At 58.5% G+C, this 17,717-nt stretch carries 13 protein-coding genes; 6 read left to right on the forward strand and 7 right to left on the reverse strand.

What is annotated here, in order from left to right:
• Positions 1-210: 210 nt before the first annotated feature.
• Genes AM571_RS29040 through AM571_RS29060 form a run of 5 tightly spaced genes read left to right on the forward strand, consistent with a single transcriptional unit; the run spans position 211 to position 6,619 of the window.
• Entirely contained in the window at positions 211-1,374 is a 1,164-nt protein-coding gene (locus tag AM571_RS29040) for an isovaleryl-CoA dehydrogenase (RefSeq protein WP_074064441.1), read from the forward strand.
• Positions 1,371-2,978 (forward strand): carboxyl transferase domain-containing protein, encoded by a 1,608-nt coding sequence (locus AM571_RS29045; RefSeq protein ID WP_074064442.1) that lies wholly within the window; start codon positions 1,371-1,373, stop codon positions 2,976-2,978. Before AM571_RS29040 ends, AM571_RS29045 begins: the two co-directional genes overlap by 4 nt.
• Before the next feature lie 7 nt (positions 2,979-2,985).
• Positions 2,986-4,962, forward strand: a complete 1,977-nt coding sequence (locus AM571_RS29050; protein ID WP_074064443.1) for an acetyl/propionyl/methylcrotonyl-CoA carboxylase subunit alpha — start codon at positions 2,986-2,988, stop codon at positions 4,960-4,962.
• Complete coding sequence (locus AM571_RS29055; RefSeq protein ID WP_074064444.1) at positions 4,962-5,831, forward strand: hydroxymethylglutaryl-CoA lyase; 870 nt, start codon at positions 4,962-4,964, stop codon at positions 5,829-5,831. The genes AM571_RS29050 and AM571_RS29055 overlap by 1 nt, the downstream gene beginning before the upstream one ends.
• A complete protein-coding gene (locus AM571_RS29060) occupies positions 5,831-6,619 on the forward strand; it encodes a crotonase/enoyl-CoA hydratase family protein (protein WP_074064445.1) in 789 nt (262 codons plus the stop codon). The genes AM571_RS29055 and AM571_RS29060 overlap by 1 nt, the downstream gene beginning before the upstream one ends.
• A gap of 156 nt (positions 6,620-6,775) precedes the next feature.
• On the opposite strand, the gene AM571_RS29065 is transcribed toward AM571_RS29060, so the two are convergent.
• The 5 genes from AM571_RS29065 to AM571_RS38575 all read right to left on the reverse strand — a co-directional run bounded on the left by AM571_RS29065 (position 6,776) and on the right by AM571_RS38575 (position 13,815).
• Positions 6,776-8,272: a DegQ family serine endoprotease gene (locus tag AM571_RS29065; RefSeq protein ID WP_074065646.1), complete on the reverse strand. Its 1,497-nt coding sequence runs from the start codon at positions 8,270-8,272 to the stop codon at positions 6,776-6,778.
• Between the two features lie 289 nt (positions 8,273-8,561).
• The gene (locus AM571_RS29070) at positions 8,562-9,974 is read right to left on the reverse strand and encodes an FAD/NAD(P)-binding protein (RefSeq protein WP_074064446.1); all 1,413 of its coding nucleotides are present in this window, start codon (positions 9,972-9,974) and stop codon (positions 8,562-8,564) included.
• 208 nt (positions 9,975-10,182) lie between these two features.
• Entirely contained in the window at positions 10,183-11,805 is a 1,623-nt protein-coding gene (locus AM571_RS29075; RefSeq protein ID WP_074064447.1) for an FAD-dependent oxidoreductase, read from the reverse strand.
• 443 nt (positions 11,806-12,248) lie between these two features.
• Positions 12,249-13,397, reverse strand: a complete 1,149-nt coding sequence (locus AM571_RS29080; protein ID WP_074064448.1) for an NAD(P)/FAD-dependent oxidoreductase — start codon at positions 13,395-13,397, stop codon at positions 12,249-12,251.
• A 181-nt stretch (positions 13,398-13,578) separates the two neighbouring features.
• Positions 13,579-13,815 carry an exopolysaccharide production repressor protein gene (locus AM571_RS38575; RefSeq protein ID WP_074064449.1) on the reverse strand — a complete coding sequence of 79 codons (237 nt, stop codon included), beginning with the start codon at positions 13,813-13,815 and terminating at the stop codon, positions 13,579-13,581.
• A 459-nt stretch (positions 13,816-14,274) separates the two neighbouring features.
• On the opposite strand from AM571_RS38575, the gene AM571_RS29090 reads away from it, so the two are divergent.
• Entirely contained in the window at positions 14,275-14,949 is a 675-nt protein-coding gene (locus AM571_RS29090) for a sugar transferase (protein ID WP_074064450.1), read from the forward strand.
• A gap of 73 nt (positions 14,950-15,022) precedes the next feature.
• On the opposite strand, the gene AM571_RS29095 is transcribed toward AM571_RS29090, so the two are convergent.
• Both AM571_RS29095 and AM571_RS29100 read right to left on the reverse strand, forming a co-directional pair.
• Entirely contained in the window at positions 15,023-15,838 is an 816-nt protein-coding gene (locus AM571_RS29095) for a hypothetical protein (RefSeq protein WP_074064451.1), read from the reverse strand.
• A gap of 382 nt (positions 15,839-16,220) precedes the next feature.
• Entirely contained in the window at positions 16,221-17,672 is a 1,452-nt protein-coding gene (locus AM571_RS29100) for an oligosaccharide flippase family protein (RefSeq protein ID WP_196776387.1), read from the reverse strand.
• Positions 17,673-17,717: the final 45 nt, after the last annotated feature.

The raw sequence follows: 17,717 nt of genomic DNA on the forward strand, positions 1-17,717 counted from the left end.
AATATCGCCAGCCTGGGCATTCGCTTTTCGATTGATGCTTTGCAGCCGCATTTTTGGTGGGGAAATTATGCTGATCGGGTGCTATCGTTCTGACATGGACTGATGAAGCGGAGGAGCAATGCTTCCAGTATCATGGATCAACACTGCGACCTCGAAGGAGCAGATGCCGGTGCCGATGCGGCGTGGTCGACGGCTAAGGGGAGAGGCCGGATGTATTCAGGTGGGTTGAATTTCGCGCTCGGAGACGAGATCGAAGCCTTGCGCGAAAGTGTCAGGCGGTTTGCCAGTGGTCGCATCGCGCCGCTGGCGGCAGAGACCGATCGCAGTAACCAGTTTCCAGCACAGCTCTGGCGGGAGATGGGCGATATGGGTTTGCTCGGCATTACGGCGGACGACGCTTATGGCGGTGCGGGTCTCGGTTATCTCGCCCACTGCGTCGCCATGGAGGAGATTAGCCGCGCCTCGGCCTCGGTCGGCTTGAGCTATGGGGCGCATTCCAACCTCTGCGTCAATCAGATCAACCGCAACGGCAATGACGCGCAGAAGCGCCGCTATCTGCCCAAGCTCATCTCGGGCGAACATGTCGGCGCACTCGCCATGTCGGAGCCGGATGCCGGTTCGGACGTCGTTTCGATGAAGCTCAAGGCCGAAAAGCGCGGCGACCGATATCTCCTGAACGGTAACAAGATGTGGATCACCAACGGTCCGGATGCCGATCTGCTCGTGGTCTATGCCAAGACCGACCCTGAGGCCGGATCGCGGGGCATTACGGCGTTCCTTGTCGAGAAGACTTTCCAGGGGTTTACCACGGGTCAGAAACTCGACAAGCTCGGGATGCGGGGTTCGAACACCTGCGAGCTGATCTTTCGGGATTGCCAAGTGCCCGAGGAGAACGTGCTGGGCGCAATCGGCGACGGTGTGAAGATACTGATGTCAGGCCTGGATTACGAACGCGTTGTGCTTTCGGCCGGTCCCCTCGGGATCATGGCGGCTTGCGTCGATCTTGTTCTGCCCTATCTGCATGAACGCAAGCAGTTCGGCCGGGCGATCGGCGAATTCCAGTTGATGCAGGCCAAGCTCGCCGACATGTATGTGACGCTGAATACGGCGCGCGCCTATGTCTATGCCGTGGCGGCGGCCTGCGACCGCGGTGAGACGACCCGCAAGGACGCTGCAGGTTGCATCCTTTATGCAGCGGAAAAGGCAACTGGCGTGGCGCTCGAAGCGATCCAGGCGCTGGGCGGCAATGGCTACACCAACGATTATGCCGCAGGACGGCTCTTAAGGGATGCCAAGCTCTACGAGATCGGCGCCGGCACCTCCGAAATCCGGCGAATGCTGATCGGACGTGAGCTCTTTGCGGAGACGGCATGACCGTACTCAAATCCCAGATCTCGACCAACTCTGACACCTTCAGGGCCAATCAGGTGGCCATGCAGGAGGCTATCAGGCTTATTGAGGACGTCGCGCGATCGGCCCAGAACGGCGGCGGGACGGCGGCACGCGAGCGGCATGTGGGTCGCGGCAAGATGCTACCGCGCGACAGGGTCATGGAGTTGATCGACCCGGCAACACCGTTTCTGGAAATTGCTGCGACAGCTGCTTATGGCATGTACGGCGACGAGGCGCCGGCAGCCGGGCTGATTGCGGGAATCGGGCGCGTCGCAGGTCGCGAATGCATGATCGTGTGCAACGATGCGACGGTCAAAGGCGGTACTTACTATCCGATGACGGTGAAGAAGCACCTAAGGGCACAGGAGATCGCAGCGGCGAACAACCTGCCCTGCATCTATTTGGTTGATTCCGGCGGCGCCAATCTGCCCAATCAGGACGAGGTCTTTCCCGATCGTGATCACTTCGGCCGGATCTTCTTCAACCAGGCCAATATGTCGGCGGCCGGAATCCCCCAGATTGCCGTGGTGATGGGCTCTTGTACGGCAGGCGGGGCCTATGTCCCGGCCATGTCTGACGAAGCCATCATCGTGGAAGGGCAGGGAACGATCTTTCTCGCCGGGCCGCCGCTTGTCAAAGCGGCGACGGGCGAGGTGGTCTCTGCCGAAGAGCTCGGCGGCGGCGACGTGCACACGCGCCTTTCCGGCGTTGCCGACTATCTGGCGCGCGACGATGCCCATGCGCTGGCGCTGGCACGCCGCGCCGTTGCCTCGCTGAACCGGCAAAAAGCGCATACCGTCGAGCTTCGCCAGGCAGAGCCGCCGCGCTACGATCCGGCGGAAATCGCCGGTATCGTGCCCGCTGACCTTCGCACACCCTACGAGGTCCGCGAGGTGATCGCCCGCATCGTCGACGGTTCGCGTTTTGACGAGTTCAAGGCGCGCTACGGTGCCACGCTCGTCTGCGGCTTTGCGCATATTCATGGCATCCCCGTCGGGATCCTTGCCAACAACGGCGTCCTGTTTTCCGAATCCGCTCTTAAGGGCGTACATTTTGTCGAGCTCTGCTCGCAACGGAAAATCCCGCTGGTCTTCTTGCAAAACATCACCGGCTTCATGGTCGGGCGCAAATACGAGACGGAAGGTATCGCCAAGCATGGCGCCAAACTGGTCACCGCAGTGGCAACGACCAGGGTACCGAAGATCACCATGCTGATCGGCGGCTCCTTCGGCGCCGGAAATTACGGAATGGCAGGCCGCGCCTTTTCGCCGCGCTTCCTCTGGACCTGGCCGAACAGTAGGATTTCCGTAATGGGCGGCGAGCAGGCGGCAGGCGTTCTTGCAACCGTTCGCAGCGAAGCGCTGATCCGCGCTGGAACGCCTTGGAATGCAGAAGACGAGGCGGCTTTCAAAAAGCCGGTTCTCGATCTCTTCGAAAGCCAGAGCCATCCGCTCTATGCTTCCGCCCGCCTATGGGACGACGGCATCATCGATCCTGCAAAGAGCCGCAATGTGCTCGGGCTGTCGCTGTCAGCGGCGCTGAATGCGCCGATCGAGGACACGCGCTTCGGCCTGTTTAGGATGTGAGGGGGCGATGTTTGAAAAGATCCTGATTGCCAACCGTGGCGAAATCGCCTGCCGTATCATTCGTACCGCCCGCCGCCTGGGCGTGCGCACAGCGACGGTCTATTCCGATGCCGACAGCGACGCGCTGCACGTCGAACTTGCTGACGAAGCGATCCGCATCGGCGGTGCGGCGGCCCATGAAAGTTACCTTTCCATCGAGCGGGTCTTAGAATCGGCCAAGCGGGCTGGCGCCGATGCGATTCATCCGGGCTATGGCTTTCTTTCGGAAAACGCCGAGTTCGCCGAGGCTGTCGAGGCGGCGGGAATAGTCTTCGTTGGTCCGCAGCCAATGGCGATCCGGGCAATGGGCCGCAAGGATGCCGCCAAGGCCCTGATGGAAAGCGCTGGCGTTCCGATCGTGCCGGGCTACCACGGCGACGACCAGGATCTGGACCTTCTGGCGGACAAGGCAGCCGAGATCGGCTACCCCGTTCTCATCAAGGCGCGCGCAGGCGGCGGCGGCAAGGGCATGCGCCGTGTCGAGGGCGCCGAGGAGCTTCCATCTGCCCTGGAGGCGGCAAAGCGCGAGGCGAAGGCGGCGTTCGGCGATGATGCCGTGCTGATCGAAAAGTACCTGCTTCGACCGCGTCATATCGAAATACAGGTTTTCGGAGACAGGTACGGCAATGTCGTCCACCTTTTCGAGCGCGACTGTTCACTCCAGCGGCGCCACCAGAAGGTCATCGAGGAAGCGCCGGCTCCGGGCATGACCGCCGAGATGCGTCGCGCCATGGGCGAAGCGGCCGTGCGCGCTGCGCGGGCGATCGATTATCGCGGCGCCGGGACCGTCGAGTTCATCGCCGATGTCTCGAAGGACTTGCTGCCGGACCGCTTCTTTTTCATGGAAATGAACACGCGTCTGCAGGTCGAGCATCCGGTAACGGAGGCAATTGCGGGTGTTGATCTCGTCGAATGGCAATTGCGGGTGGCAGCCGGTGAGCCGCTTCCGAAAAAACAAACTGAGCTGAAGATCGACGGCTGGGCCTTTGAGGCACGCATTTACGCGGAGGACGCGGCAAGGGGTTTTTTACCCGCCACGGGCGTGATCGACGGAATGCGCTTTCCAGACGGCGTGCGGATCGATGCGGGCGTCAGGGCAGGCGATCGGATTTCTGCCTACTACGACCCGATGATCGCCAAGATGATCGTCCATGGCGCCGATCGTGCCGATGCGCTTGCGATGTTGACGCGGGCACTGCAGGCATCGCACATCGCCGGGACGGTGAGCAATATCGGCTTTCTCACCAACCTGAGCCGTCAGGAGGAGTTTGTCTCGGGCCATCCGGACACTGGTCTGATTGAGCGCAATCTTGAGACCTTGATCGCAATTCCGGCTGCCGAAGACACGGTGATTGCCCTTGCGGCGGTGCTGTCGCTGGAGGCAAGGGGCCACGGCAACGATCCGTGGGACACGCTCGGCCATTGGCAGCTCTGGGGCGAAATGCAGCGTAAAGTGACGTTGGAACATGCAGGCAGTCTTGCAAGTCTGTGCGTCGTTGCACGAGGCTTCGGCATGTTCGCCGTCCATGACGGCCGCCGCGTCATCCCCATAAGGATCGTCAGCCGACATGCCGACCGTTTGCAAGTGGAGACCGATGGCAGGCAGGTTGCCGTCGAGGTGGAGCGCGGGACGCATCGGTTGTGCCTGAGGCTTGACGGCAATTCGCATCTCTTTACGCTGCCCGATCCGCTGGATGGGACTACCTCAGAAACGGATGTCGGCGATCGGCTGATCGCACCGATGCCGGGCTTCGTCAAGATCGTGCGGACAAGCGAAGGTGCTGCAGTCTCGAAAGGCGCGCCGCTGATCGTCATGGAGGCCATGAAAATGGAGCTGACGCTGACCGCTGCGCGAGACGCGATCGTGGAAAGCGTTCACGCGAGTGAGGGCCAGCAGGTTTCCGAGGGCGCCGTCCTCGTCACCCTGAAGGCCGGAGAGGCATGATGACGGCTTTACACCAGGAACATGTTTCGATCGTCGAGATGGCACCGCGTGACGGTCTGCAAAATGAGCAACATTTCATCGAGACGGCAGACAAAATTGCTCTTGTCGATATGCTGTCCGATTGCGGCTACGAGCGTATCGAGGTGACGAGTTTCGTAAGCCCGAAATGGGTGCCGCAGCTTGTCGACGCGGCCGAAGTGATGGCCCGAATTCGCCGCGTACCTGGCGTGCGGTATGCCGTCCTCACCCCTAACATGAAGGGCTTTGAGGCGGCACTTGAGGCACGGGCCGACGAGGTGGCGATCTTTGCCGCAGCTTCCGAAGGCTTCTCCCAGCATAATATCAATTGCTCGATTGCCGAGAGCATTGACCGTTTCAGACCCGTCGCGCAGGCAAGTATCGCACATGGCATTCCACTGCGCGGCTATGTCAGCTGTGTTGTCGAATGCCCCTATGACGGTGGTGTACCGCCTGCCAATGCCGCGAAGGTGGTAGCATTGCTGAGGGACCTCGGATGCTACGAGATCAGCCTTGGCGATACGATCGGCCGTGCAACACCGGAAGCTGTGGCAAGGATGATCGCGGCCGTGCTTGACGAGGCACCCGCCACAATGCTTGCAGGCCATTTCCACGACACCTCGGGCCGGGCGCTCGAGAATATCGACGTTGCGCTGGACCATGGGCTTCGCGTCTTCGATGCCTCGATCGCCGGGCTCGGAGGCTGTCCTTATGCACCCGGTGCAAAGGGCAATGTCGACACCGCGGCGGTCGCGCGGCACCTCGCGGCAAGAGGTTATTCGACAGGGCTTGCGCAAGACAAGCTTCGGCAGGCAGCCGCATTTGCCCGTGCGTTGAGGAGTAAGTCGTGATGCCTGAAACGCTTCGCATCGATATCGACGCCCGCGGCCTTGCGCGGCTGACGCTTGCGCGGCCAGAAAAGCACAACGCGATCTCGCCCCGGATGATGGATGAACTGACCGCCGCATCAAAGGCTCTCGGTGCTGATCGCAGCGTTCGGGTTATCGTGCTTGCCGCAGAGGGAGCAAGCTTCTGTGCGGGCGGCGATCTCGGTTGGATGCGCGCCCAGTTTGAGGCGGGGCGGGCTGAGCGAATGTCCGAGGCAAGGCGGCTTGCCACCATGTTCCGCGCATTGAATGAAATTCCGAAGGCAGTGATCGCCCGTGTTCAGGGCAATGCCTATGGCGGCGGTGTCGGCCTTGTCAGTGTTTGCGATCTGGTGATCGCCACTGAAAGCGCCCGTTTTGGCCTGACCGAAGCTCGCCTCGGTATCATCCCGGCGACGATTAGTCCTTTCGTCGTCGCGCGGATTGGCGAAGGTGCTGCTCGTCCTCTCATCATGTCCGGTAAACTGATCAGCGCATCGGAGGCAAAGGCTGCCGGGCTGGCCGCGCATGTTGTACCCACCAAGGACCTCGATGCGGCAGTCGAGGCCGAAGTCGGGCATTTTTTGAGGGCGTCACCGGATGCAGCGGCAAGAGCCAAGACACTTGCGCGTTCGCTCGGAATGCCGATCACGGACGCGGTCATCGAAAGCGTCATCGAGCAATTGGCCGATACCTGGGAAACGGAAGAGGCGCGCGAAGGCATTGCCGCCTTCTTCGAGGGACGGGAGCCATCCTGGCGAAGTGATGCTTGAAAAGGGTACTTCGATTGGCTCGGCAATGTCGCTGTCGGCTTCGACGATGAACATCGTCGTTTCCATCGCCTCTGCGCGCCGCCGAGCAACCCGGCGGCGCAGGCCTTGGAGCGACAGCGCTTTTCACCGGGAGTGCAGAGCGCAGGACGTTCGCCGTTAAGCCGCTACGAAAGGTACCGCTACGAAGATCCTATTGCCGCCACGTTCGACAAGCAGGAGCACTGACTTGCGGCCGGATCTTGCAGCATAGGTGACGGCGTTCTTCACATCGCCTGCATTATGGACGGCCTTGTTGTTCACCGATACGATGACGTCGCCCGTCTGAATGCCTGCATCGGCGGCCGTCTTGTCCGGATTGACACTGGCGACGACTGCGCCTGTGACGCTTCTGGGCAGGTTCAGTTCCTCCCGCGTACCCGGCGTCAGATCGGCAAGAGCAATTCCGATGCCCGAACCGGCCGGTGTCCTGCCGCTGCTGTCTTCGGCTGCTGCCTGCTTCTCGCCGGTGCCGTTGCTACCGATGGTGACGGCGAGATCGGTGCTCTGGCCGTCACGCCAGACGGTGAGCGTCTCTCGGGCGCCCGGCGACATGTCGGCGACGAGACGCGAGAGGTCTTTCGGCGTCTTTACGGCCTCGCTGCCTAAGGCGGTGATGATATCGCCCGTTTTCACACCGGCGCGTGCGGCAGGACTCCCCCCGGTTACGCCTGCAACGAGCGCACCCTGCGAGGCATTGAGCCCAACGGCATCTGCAACATCCTTGGTAACTGCCTGGATCTGCACGCCGAGGTAACCATGCTCGATCGACCCGTCCTTCTGAAGCTTGGCGACGATCGCCTTGGCCTCATCGGAGGGAATGGCAAAACCGACGCCGACACTGCCGCCGTTTGGTGAATAGATCGCCGTGTTGATGCCGACGACATTGCCGTTGTGGTCGACGAGCGGACCGCCGGAATTGCCGTGATTGATCGGGGCGTCGATCTGGATGAAGTCGTCGTAGGGACCACTGTGCAGATCGCGGCCGCGGGCCGACACGATACCAGCTGTGACTGTCGTGCCGATGCCGAAGGGATTGCCGATGGCCAGGATCTGATCGCCAAGCTTTAGCGTATCAGATTCGCCCCAGGAAATCGTTGCAAGCTGCTTCGAAGCTTCAATCTTTAAGACAGCGATATCAGACTTCGCATCGGCACCGATCAGCTTGGCCGGCAGTTCCGTTCCATCATCGAGTGTCACCTTGATGCCCAATGCATTGTCGATCACATGATTGTTGGTGACGATGACGCCATCGGGGCTGATGATGAAACCGGAGCCGAGCGCCATGGCACGCTCACCGTGCTGATGCTGCGGCGCCTGTTTCGGAAATGGTATGCCTTGCTGTTCGAAGAACTGCCGGAATTGCTCGTCCATCGGCGATTGGTCGTCGTCGGCGCTGGCGTCGGCCCTCATCGTCGTGGTGATCGTGACGACGGCAGGCTTGTCGGCATCAACGACGGAGGCGAAAGAGCCGCTGGCCGAAAGCGCGCCCTGGGTTCCGGCCGCAGAGGCCGCGGCATTGGATGCGTTGATGGCAAACGGCGCGACGGCAGTGGCGGCGATAATCGCTACGCCGATCAGCGCTGCGGTGCGATGCTTGGGGAGGATTGGTAACATGGTGACAAGTCCCTTGCGAAGTACTGCATGGCGGCGTCTTGGTTCCATGTCGGGGAACGCGGGCGTCGGGTGAACGTGGCGCCAATTCTTTGGCCTCCAGAGGACATCGAGACTGTCGCGAATGCTGCCGGTTTGAAGAAATGGCGTCGCGAAAAGATATGCTCTGGCCAATGCCCATTTTCAAATTAAATGTTCATTACCGTTTCATTGCAAAAATGTAAGAATTACAGCTGGTTATTGCTACCGTAAACCAATGCGGGCGGGTGCCAAGCGGTCGGCGGTACTCGCATCAGCGAACCGCTTTCAATTTCTTTGCAAGTTCGGCTGCGATGAAGACAGCATGTTCGCTTACCTGCGGCAGCCCCATCAGTTCTCCAAAAGTGCCACGCGCAAGCGGACCCGAGATCAGCAATGAGGAATCCGCCACCCCATCCGTTCCGACCGCTTCGGAGCTCTCGTTGCAGGCGATTCCGAGGCCGGTCGGATCGAGCGTTAGATGACCGCTCTGCGCGAGTTCGTGCAGCCACATCTGGCTTTGGAGAATGCCGCCATGGGCAGGACCGGTGGTCACGACCACGGCATCGAAGCGTTTCTCCACGCGCTCGCCACTTCGCCTCAATAGAAATACATCGATCGCCGCTCCGTCGATTTTTGCACCGGCTACGCAAGCGGCAAGGATCTCGAGGCGTCCGTCAGCGATCGCCCGGTCCAGCACCTCTTCGACCTGCGGTGCGATGCGGAAGCGATGGACGTCCCAGTAAGGTCGCAAATGACGCACGATGCGCTGCCGCTCGGCGAGAGGCAGATTGCGCCAGATTTCATGGCCGTTGCTGCGGACCTGATCGATGACTGCATGCCAGCTTTCGCCGAGTTCGGCAGCCTGCGCGATCGAGTTTCGGACGTTGCGGAGCAGTGCTGCAGCGCTTGTTGCCGGCTCGGAAAGGAAGTCGCCCAAGGGCTCCTGCGGGCACGGCGGGTGCCCGCGAGAACGAAGCCCTCGGCGGGAGATCGAGGTGATCGGACCTTGATGGCCGCTGCGTGTTAGAGACGCGATGATATCGGCGGATGTCAAGCCGTTGCCGACAATGAGGACCCGATCGTCGGGACGGATGGCATCGAGTGAGCCGGGGCGCGTCGGATCGGCAAAAAAGCGCGGGTGGCCGGCCAATGCGGCGCAGAGGCTGGGCGGTGCAGAGGGGGCTGGATGGCTGGTGGCGATTACGAGTAAATCTGCGCGCATCTCCTCGCCATCGCTGTCGGTGATCATCCAAGCCTTTGGGTCGGGTAACACCCTTTTTACACGCGTCCTCCTGTGCTCTATCCTGCCGTTTTCAAGGTATGGGCGCAGTCTCGCAGCGACATAGGCGCCGAAGAGCCGGCGTTGAGGATAGAGATTGCCATTCGGCCATAATGCTTCCGGATCGTCCGCGACACCATCGGTATCGGCAATCCAATCAAGGAAATCCTCCGGTTCATCGGGAAGCAGACTCATACGGGCTGCCGGAACATTGATGCGGTGGGAAGGGTCGTCCGTATCATAGGCAAGCCCGCGGCCCAATTCGCGGCGCGGCTCAAAGACGATGAGGCGCGCCATCTCGTGCATTGTCCTTGCGAGGTGAAAGGCTACTCCCGCGCCGGAAAAGCCGCCGCCAACAATGGCAATGGCCGGTCTTTTGACACTATCCGTTTGGGTTTTCGTCACCGATGCTAATCCAACTTTGTTTAGATTTGGAAGGAGCTTGAGGCCTCTTCGAGGCTCGGCCTAGCCGGTATTTGGGGCCGACGCGGTAAAATAATCTATAATGGAGATCAATTTGAACCTGCAACTGCACTCACAGAGGCCAATATAAACTCGTTTCGCCAAGGTTCTTCAATAAAACCTGAGGTTGCTCGAACTCTGCAGAAAAATGCTAGGGCGCCGGCTGGATGATGTGCTGCGCGAGGCGAATTGCAAGGGCCATTGCCGTCAATGTTGGATTGGCTTGGCTCGACGTCGGAAAGACAGAAGAACTCGCAATATATGCGTTAGCAAGATCGAAGATCTTCAAGTTCGCGTCGACGACGGCTTCGTTGCGGTTCCTTCCCATGCGTGTCAGTCCAATCTGATGCGTGCCATGGCGGATGCGCGTAGTGATGGCACTTGCAAGCGTATCGTCATTTCGATCGAGATCGAGTTGACCCAGGCAGTTTTTTTCAAGCCAGGCATTGAGGAGCCGATGGGTGCGAACGAGTGCATGGATATTTTCGTCGAGCACGCGCATGTCGATCGTCAGCCGCGGCATGAAGAAGGCATCGACACTGTCAGACAAACGCACGTGGCTTTGTCTGTCCGGGAAATGTTCGGCATGGAAAGCGAGCCTGTAGGTCAAACGGCTGTTATTGATGAAGAAGCCGGGTTTCCTGGCGCTTCGCCGATAGCGATTGCGTAAATAACCTGGTAGCTGCCTGACAATCTCGGTTGGGTTGATTGCGAGGTTCTTGAGATGGCCGGCGATTGCATCAAGGCGGCTTGCGTGATGCCGGCGGATGACTTCAGGAGCAAGGTATCGTGCGAGTGGACGAAAATTCAGGGCAAGATAAGCGGCGGACAAAAAGGCACTTTCATGCTGCGGATCTGAAAGGGCCGGCACGTCGGGCCAGAACGCCACATTCGGCAGATGATGCTGGTTGATTAGCGTATCGCTCGGCACGATGCGTCTGCGCATGTATGCGCCTGTTTCGTCCCTGCGGAAGTCGAAAAGTGCCTCAGCCGGCCTGTTCGAAAATCTAACCGCGGCAACATGCCCGAAAAGATGGCCCATGTAATAGCGGCCAAGCGCTCCATGGGGGCCGCCGAACATCAGCGGGTGACGCCGCTGAATGTTGAGCAGAAGTCTCGCCGCTTCCAGCCCACCTGAGGCAAGAACCACGAGTTTGCATGAAATGCGGTAGGCAAGACCGTTTTTGTGACGAGCCACGATATGGCTGACTCTGCCATTTTCCGTCAGGACCAGATCCACGACTGTGGTGTTCAGGAGGATTGTCAGTCCCTTATCCTCGCTGAATTGCTGAAGGCTTGCGCGAAACAGTTTCGGATCACGACTGTAACGTTCAAGGCGCGTGAGTTCGAAATGGGCGTCTGCCGACACAAGTGGCGTCTTATCGAGGAACCCTTGGCCACAGTTGGCGTATTCAACGGCACGGTCGTAGAACGGTCTTATCTCGTCATAGGACATAGGCCACCGAGCATCGGTAAATCGATCTTCAAAGTCGATCGGATCGAAGGGAAGGCATCGCCCGGTCCAAAGGTTGCTTGTTCCGCCGAATTGGCGCGAGACGCAGATGCGCACGTCATCATGGGTGGCAGGCTCCAGGATCAAGGCGCCGGCGAGTTCGTTCGAGGCCGCAGATGGGTCCAACCCGCCCGACTCAACAACGAGCACGCGCTTGTCGGCCCGCCGAAGCTCTTTGACGAGGGTGAGGCCGACGGGTCCGGATCCGACGATTAGGACATCGATGTCACCTGGCATGTCATCAATGCGCCCTGAAATCATTCCGGCCCCGTCACTATGATGCGATATGTTGCAATGCATTCAATGCAAAAAAAGACATGCAGGCGTGAGGTTCAACAGGATTTGGATGAAGAATCCCGACGATTCTCACGAAGGATGCGGCAGCATGATTCTGTCGGCTGCAGTACTTATTTACTATCATAAGTTTGAAATAGTGTTCAATCACGTAATGTGTATGAAAAGATTAGTGATATCGCGCGGCCGGCATTGGAGCAGTATTTTCTCTATCACTGCGTGTATCAGTATCGATGCTACTAATACTCGAAATTTTTTTGATATCACTTGCTCAAAGGATCGGAACATTATTCCGGCATTCATCGCCAAGCACTTACAAGGATCACCCTGCGAGAAGGCGTCGATTGCAGGAGATTCCGCTCCCTTGCTCGGTGAACTCGGCCGCGCAAGCAAGATAAGTAGTATAAGAACTAATTATCGATCGGAATGGGTGGCTTGCTTATTGCTGCAACTCCAAGCGCGGCCGCAACCTCATCCGCGATCGCAAGCGATCCCGTCAGCCCCGGGCTTTCGATCCCGAACAGATTGACCAGGCCTTTGACGCCGTGCAGGTGCGGTCCGTCGATGCGGAAGTCCGGCATTGGCATGGTTGCGTCGTGAAGCTTTGGCCGTATCCCGGCATAATCCGGCTGCAAGGCGCCGTCACGCAAACCTGGCCAATAGCGGCGGATCGCATCATAAAACTGTTCAGCGCGCGAGGCTGCAACATCGAGCGAATAGTTCTCGTCGACCCATTCGACATCAGGCCCGAAACGACAGCGTCCGTTGAGATCGAGTGTTGCGTGGACTCCAAGGCCGGCATGGTCTGGCATCGGATAGATGAGGTGCGAAAAGGGTTGGCGTCCGGAAAGCGCGAAATAGTTTCCCTTGGCGTACCACTGTGGCGGCACCATGTTGGGCGAAAGTCCCGCTGTTCTTGCCGCAAGGCCGGGGGCACCGTGGCCGGCGGAATTGACCACGAAGCTGGCCCCAATTTCGGTAGGCTCCGCTCCGCCCGTGGTCAGTCTGATCCGCGCACCGCCGCAGCTGATTGCTACAGCCGGCGTGTGGAAGGCGATCATGCCGCCGGCAGTCTCGAAATCCTCGCGCAGCGCCTGCATATAGCCGTGACTGTCGATGATGCCCGTCGATGGCGAGAGCAGCGCGCCGGCGCAGTGCAGCTCCGGTTCGAGGTCGGCGACGTCGCTTTGTGTGAGCGGAACTAGGTCGAAAACGGCGTTGCGTTTGGCTGCCGCAGCAATCGCTTCAAGTTTGGGTAATTCCTCGGGGCTTGCTGCAACCAGAATCTTGCCTACCCGGCGCGCTTCCACGCCGCGGCGGGCACAATAGTCGTAAAGCGCTTCCCGGCCGTTGACGCATACCGTCGCCTTGAGCGAACCTTGTGGGTAATAAAGACCGGCGTGGATAACTTCCGAGTTCCTCGACGAAGTTTCTGTGCCGATTGCGTTGGCGCGCTCGAGAATGATGGTTTCAAGGCCGCAAAGCGCGAGCTTGCGGGCAACCGCCAGGCCGATGACGCCTGCGCCAACGACAATGGCGTCGACAAACAATCTGCTCATCCGGCTTTCATCTCACCAACCGCCGCCACGCAAGAACCACCCTCATTCATCTGACCTCTGGGCAGCGAAGTCAATTCTGCAGCGTGCAAAGCGGTGCAGATTTTTCGTCATGCGAGATTGGAGAACGCTCACCTCGGGCCGATCTGAAACAGTCATGGGGACTGCTTGAAAGGATCGGAGCTCATCGGGATCGGGGACGGACCGTCTGGTTCGAAATATCAAGGGCGCGAGAAGACCTGGACGCCTCCTCGTGCCAGACAAGAAAAAGCACTCCGAGAAAATACCCGCACTGGATCAGCACAGCGCATAACAGACTATCGGCAAATGCGCTGAGGACGGATCCTTGTATCCATAATATCGCGCAAAAGAAGGCGATGAGCACGGCGGCCATCGAAACAAAAACCCTGGGTGCGTACATGAACTCCCCCTCCGGCCTCGCGACGCACACTCTGATTTGGGACTTTCTTTTACCGTCCCGCAATACTTCGCATAATCAGAGATAACTGAGTTCTTTGATGCAATGTTACCATGCTTAATGCGTCACTTGAAACCTTCAACAGACAAGATGTCAAAAAGATGTCATCGTTAAAAAGTCATTAAACGCATTTTTGATAACGACATTTTCGGCAAATGACGAGACCCTGCCAGTAACCGGCAACATAGAAGATTACAAAACGAAAGATAATGAGTCATCAGCGCAAATCTGAAGTCTATGCGCCAGATGAATGACGTCGTGTAAATCGTTCATGACGTAACGCTACCTACGGTAACGTAGGGTATTCCAGGACGTAGTTCATGCTTTCGAGGTATACATCAGATTCTGCTTGAAAATACTGATCACTACGATTTAAATGGCCGGCGCTGTGGAGGCCTCAGAATGAAATACGATGCCGAATTTGCAAATCCCTCACGTGATCACGGCGATCGTCACATCCCGCAGCCTGCGGGGGGTGCGCAGAAGCGGGTTTTTGACGTCGTTCTGGCGGGAGTGGCTGTCATTTGCCTTCTGCCGCTGATGATTGCGATCGCGTTACTTGTTCGTCTTTCCGACGGCGGACCGATCCTTCACTTGGAAAGACGGCGATCCGCCGGGGGAGAGGCGTTTGACTGCTACAGCTTCCGGAAACTGCCGGTCGACTGGCGCCTCCGGCTGGGTCAGCATCTGTCGCGCTATCCAGACGAGCTTGCCAGTTGGATCATGACGGAAACGCTGAAGGACGACATTCTGCTTACGCCAGTTGGACGAGTTCTTCATCGAACAGGGCTTGATGACCTGCCGCAACTTTTCAACGTGCTCCTTGGTGACATGAGCTTCGTTGGTCCACCATCGCTGCCCGTTGAGCGCGGCTTCGTAAAAAGGGTCAATGTGTCGGCACAGTTCTGCAGGCCAGGCATGATCAGCGGTTGCTGCGCCACGGCGGACGGCGTCAAGAACGGAGAGATGGCGGCTGCTTCCTATGCCGCACAGTGGAGTTTTTTTGGTGATTTGAAAATTTTGGTCCGGGCGATCGGTGGTCTGTTCCAGGATGAAAGGTTTCAGCTCGATCATTGAGAAGGCCGCTGTAGGCAGCGCGGTTCGTGACTGTGCTGGTGCGTAAGTCCGGGAGCCTTCGGGGCCAACCTCACTAGCGAATCATGAGTTGGACGCGGGTAATATTGGTCTGACTATCACGCTGGACCGATAGCCGCGCGCCAAGGCCATTGACGGCGCGCCTTAGGATCGCAGCATCCCGGCCGCTCATGAACGGAAACATTAGCGTGGCGTTCTTTTGGATGAAAGTCACCGATCCTTCTGCTGCCCCGCCCGCGATCTCGACACTGACGGCCTCTGCTTCCTGTGCGCTCGCTGCCATTGTCGACAGCGCGATGATCAGGATCAGTAGTCGTTCCCGATAAGCTTCAATACCCTCGAAGCTGCGCAGCAAAGATACCCGCAGATCAAAAAGGATGGTCAGCGCGTCAAGGGCACGATGTAAGACAAGTCCGGGCAGGGCATCGTGTTGCGGCACATCGTTTGCGATCTCGGTGAATGTTTTGAGCAACTGGCCAATCAGGAAGCTTGCGGCGCTCAGCTTTTCCAGGGCGAGCGCGTCGCTGTGTCGTCCAGCACGCCTTGCGATCCCGACCGCACCATTTGCCAAGCCCTCTGCCGGAGATATTGCAGATGTCAGATAAAGTCCAAGCTCGCTGGATCTGACTTCGAGCACAGCCGCTGCAAAGTCACGGAAATAATTGTCGGCCGCCGCCCCGGTCTTTTCTTCGAAATCTTCAATGATTTCGCACCTTGCCGGCGCACCTGCTGTGCGCATGATAAGGACGAAGCGAGCCTCATAGTGAAAGTACAAAAATGATAATTCAGCGCTCTCGCTGACCAAAAGTCTGTCAAGTATGCAGATTGATGCTGCCTGAACGGCAGGAAACACGGTATCATTGAGTAACATCACTATACCATCCGTAGAAGCGCTAACAATATGAAGACATATCCGACTAAAGGCCAGATAAAAACTTCGATTTTAGGCTCATGATGTTACGCTATCTGGATAATGAGACACAAATGCCTCAGGTTTATTCATGCATACGATCTGCCAATTTCTATCCATTGAAAAAGGCAAGCCCGGAGCAGCTCTTGGCGCGCCGATCCTTTCTGCTTGCGCTAGCGCAGCAGACAGGCAATCGCGAGCAGGATAAAGAGCCAGAGGAGCAGGGAAAGCCCGGTGGCATTCAGCAACGTCGCTTTCTTCATCTCGCTCTCCGCTTTCGCATGAGAGAAGGATAGACGGTGAAGCTTGCGCCGGGACTGTCACCTGGCTTTGAAGGAGAGCGTCATCTTCCTTGTCCACGCAGGAGCTGGATACGCTCGATCATCCAGCCTCGGCTGAAGCAGGTTAGCCAGCCGAAATAGATGACCATGCCAAGGCTCGCCGAGCTCGCGAGGCGGAAGGAGGGTTGCATCCCAACCATTGCTGTTGCTTGCACATAATAGACGATGATGCCCATGGCGAGTGCCGCCGCTGCGGCCGGCGCGAGCCCCATGTAATGCACCTTCGCCGGCAGGTTCAGCCGGCGCAGCAACAACATATTGCCGATCACACCATAGACGAGCGCCGGCGACGACATCACCAAAATCGCCGCGCCCGGCGTGCCTGTCGGTATGACGACGAGCGCACCGATACACGTCAGGGCAACCAGGGTGGAATATTGCAGCGACATGCGGTTCAAGCCAAGCGCGTTCATTGCAATGGGGTTGAACCAGACGATCGGGATCATCAGCGAGGTGATCGCCACAGCGCGAAGAATGGGCGCAACCCCTGCATAGGAAGAGGGCAACAGCAAAGCCACCGCATCATCGGCGACAACGATCAGTCCGGTAAAGACCGGCAGTGTCACGAAGGCAGCGGTGCGTATGATGGCGGTAAACACTTCGCGTTCCGCCGCAAGGTTGCCGCGCACCTTGCTCATCAAAGGAAACCAAAGCGCAAAGAGCGGGCTGACCAGGGGATTTTGCAGCGACTCGCTGATCCTATCGGCCGCCCGGAAGAGACCGACGGTCGCGCCATCGAAGCGGATACCGAAGACCAGCACGGCGGCGCGTTGCATGGATATGTTAATGGCGGCGACCATCCACAGAGGCAGGAAGCGGCGAAGAATGTCGCGGCACGCGCCCTTTTCCATATGACGCCCGGGAAGCCAAGCGGTATGACGGAACTCAAAGACAACAACGGCCATTGTCGAAACAATGCGTTGGGCAGGTAGCGCCCAAATCGCCAGCGGTGAGAATGCCAAGGTGATGCCGGCGATACCGCCCGCAAGGGTCGAAATCATATTGCGCTTGGCAAACGTCTTGAAGCCCAGTTCGCGCATTATGAGCGCATCCATCACCGACAGCCACGGCGTAAAAAGCAGGAGGAGCCCGAAAATCGGCATATAGTAGCCGACCAGCGGCGCGTCCTCAAAGCTCGCGATCATAGGTCCAGCCATGACCAGAAAGAGCGCGAAGGGGGAGGCGACCAAGGAAAGGGAAATGAAGGCTGCGTTCAAGCTCTTCTTGTCGAAGTCCCCACGCTGCAGGATCGCATCCATGCCGGCATAGCGGCCGTCATTGGCAATGAAGTCGGCAACAACAGCAGAGAGCGCGACTGCTCCGAAGATGGCCGGTTCCAGCATGCGCGCAAGAACCAGGAAGATGACAAAACCGGCGCTCTGCGAAAAGATCGCGTTGATGGTGTTCCAGGCAATGCCATTTCGAAGTGCCGTTGCCAGCGACGTTTCAGACATGGACCATCTCATTTGTGCAAGGTGTAGCCGGCGCCGTTGCGCCGC

Source organism: Rhizobium etli 8C-3 (assembly GCF_001908375.1).
Taxonomy (GTDB): Bacteria; Pseudomonadota; Alphaproteobacteria; order Rhizobiales; family Rhizobiaceae; genus Rhizobium; species Rhizobium etli_B.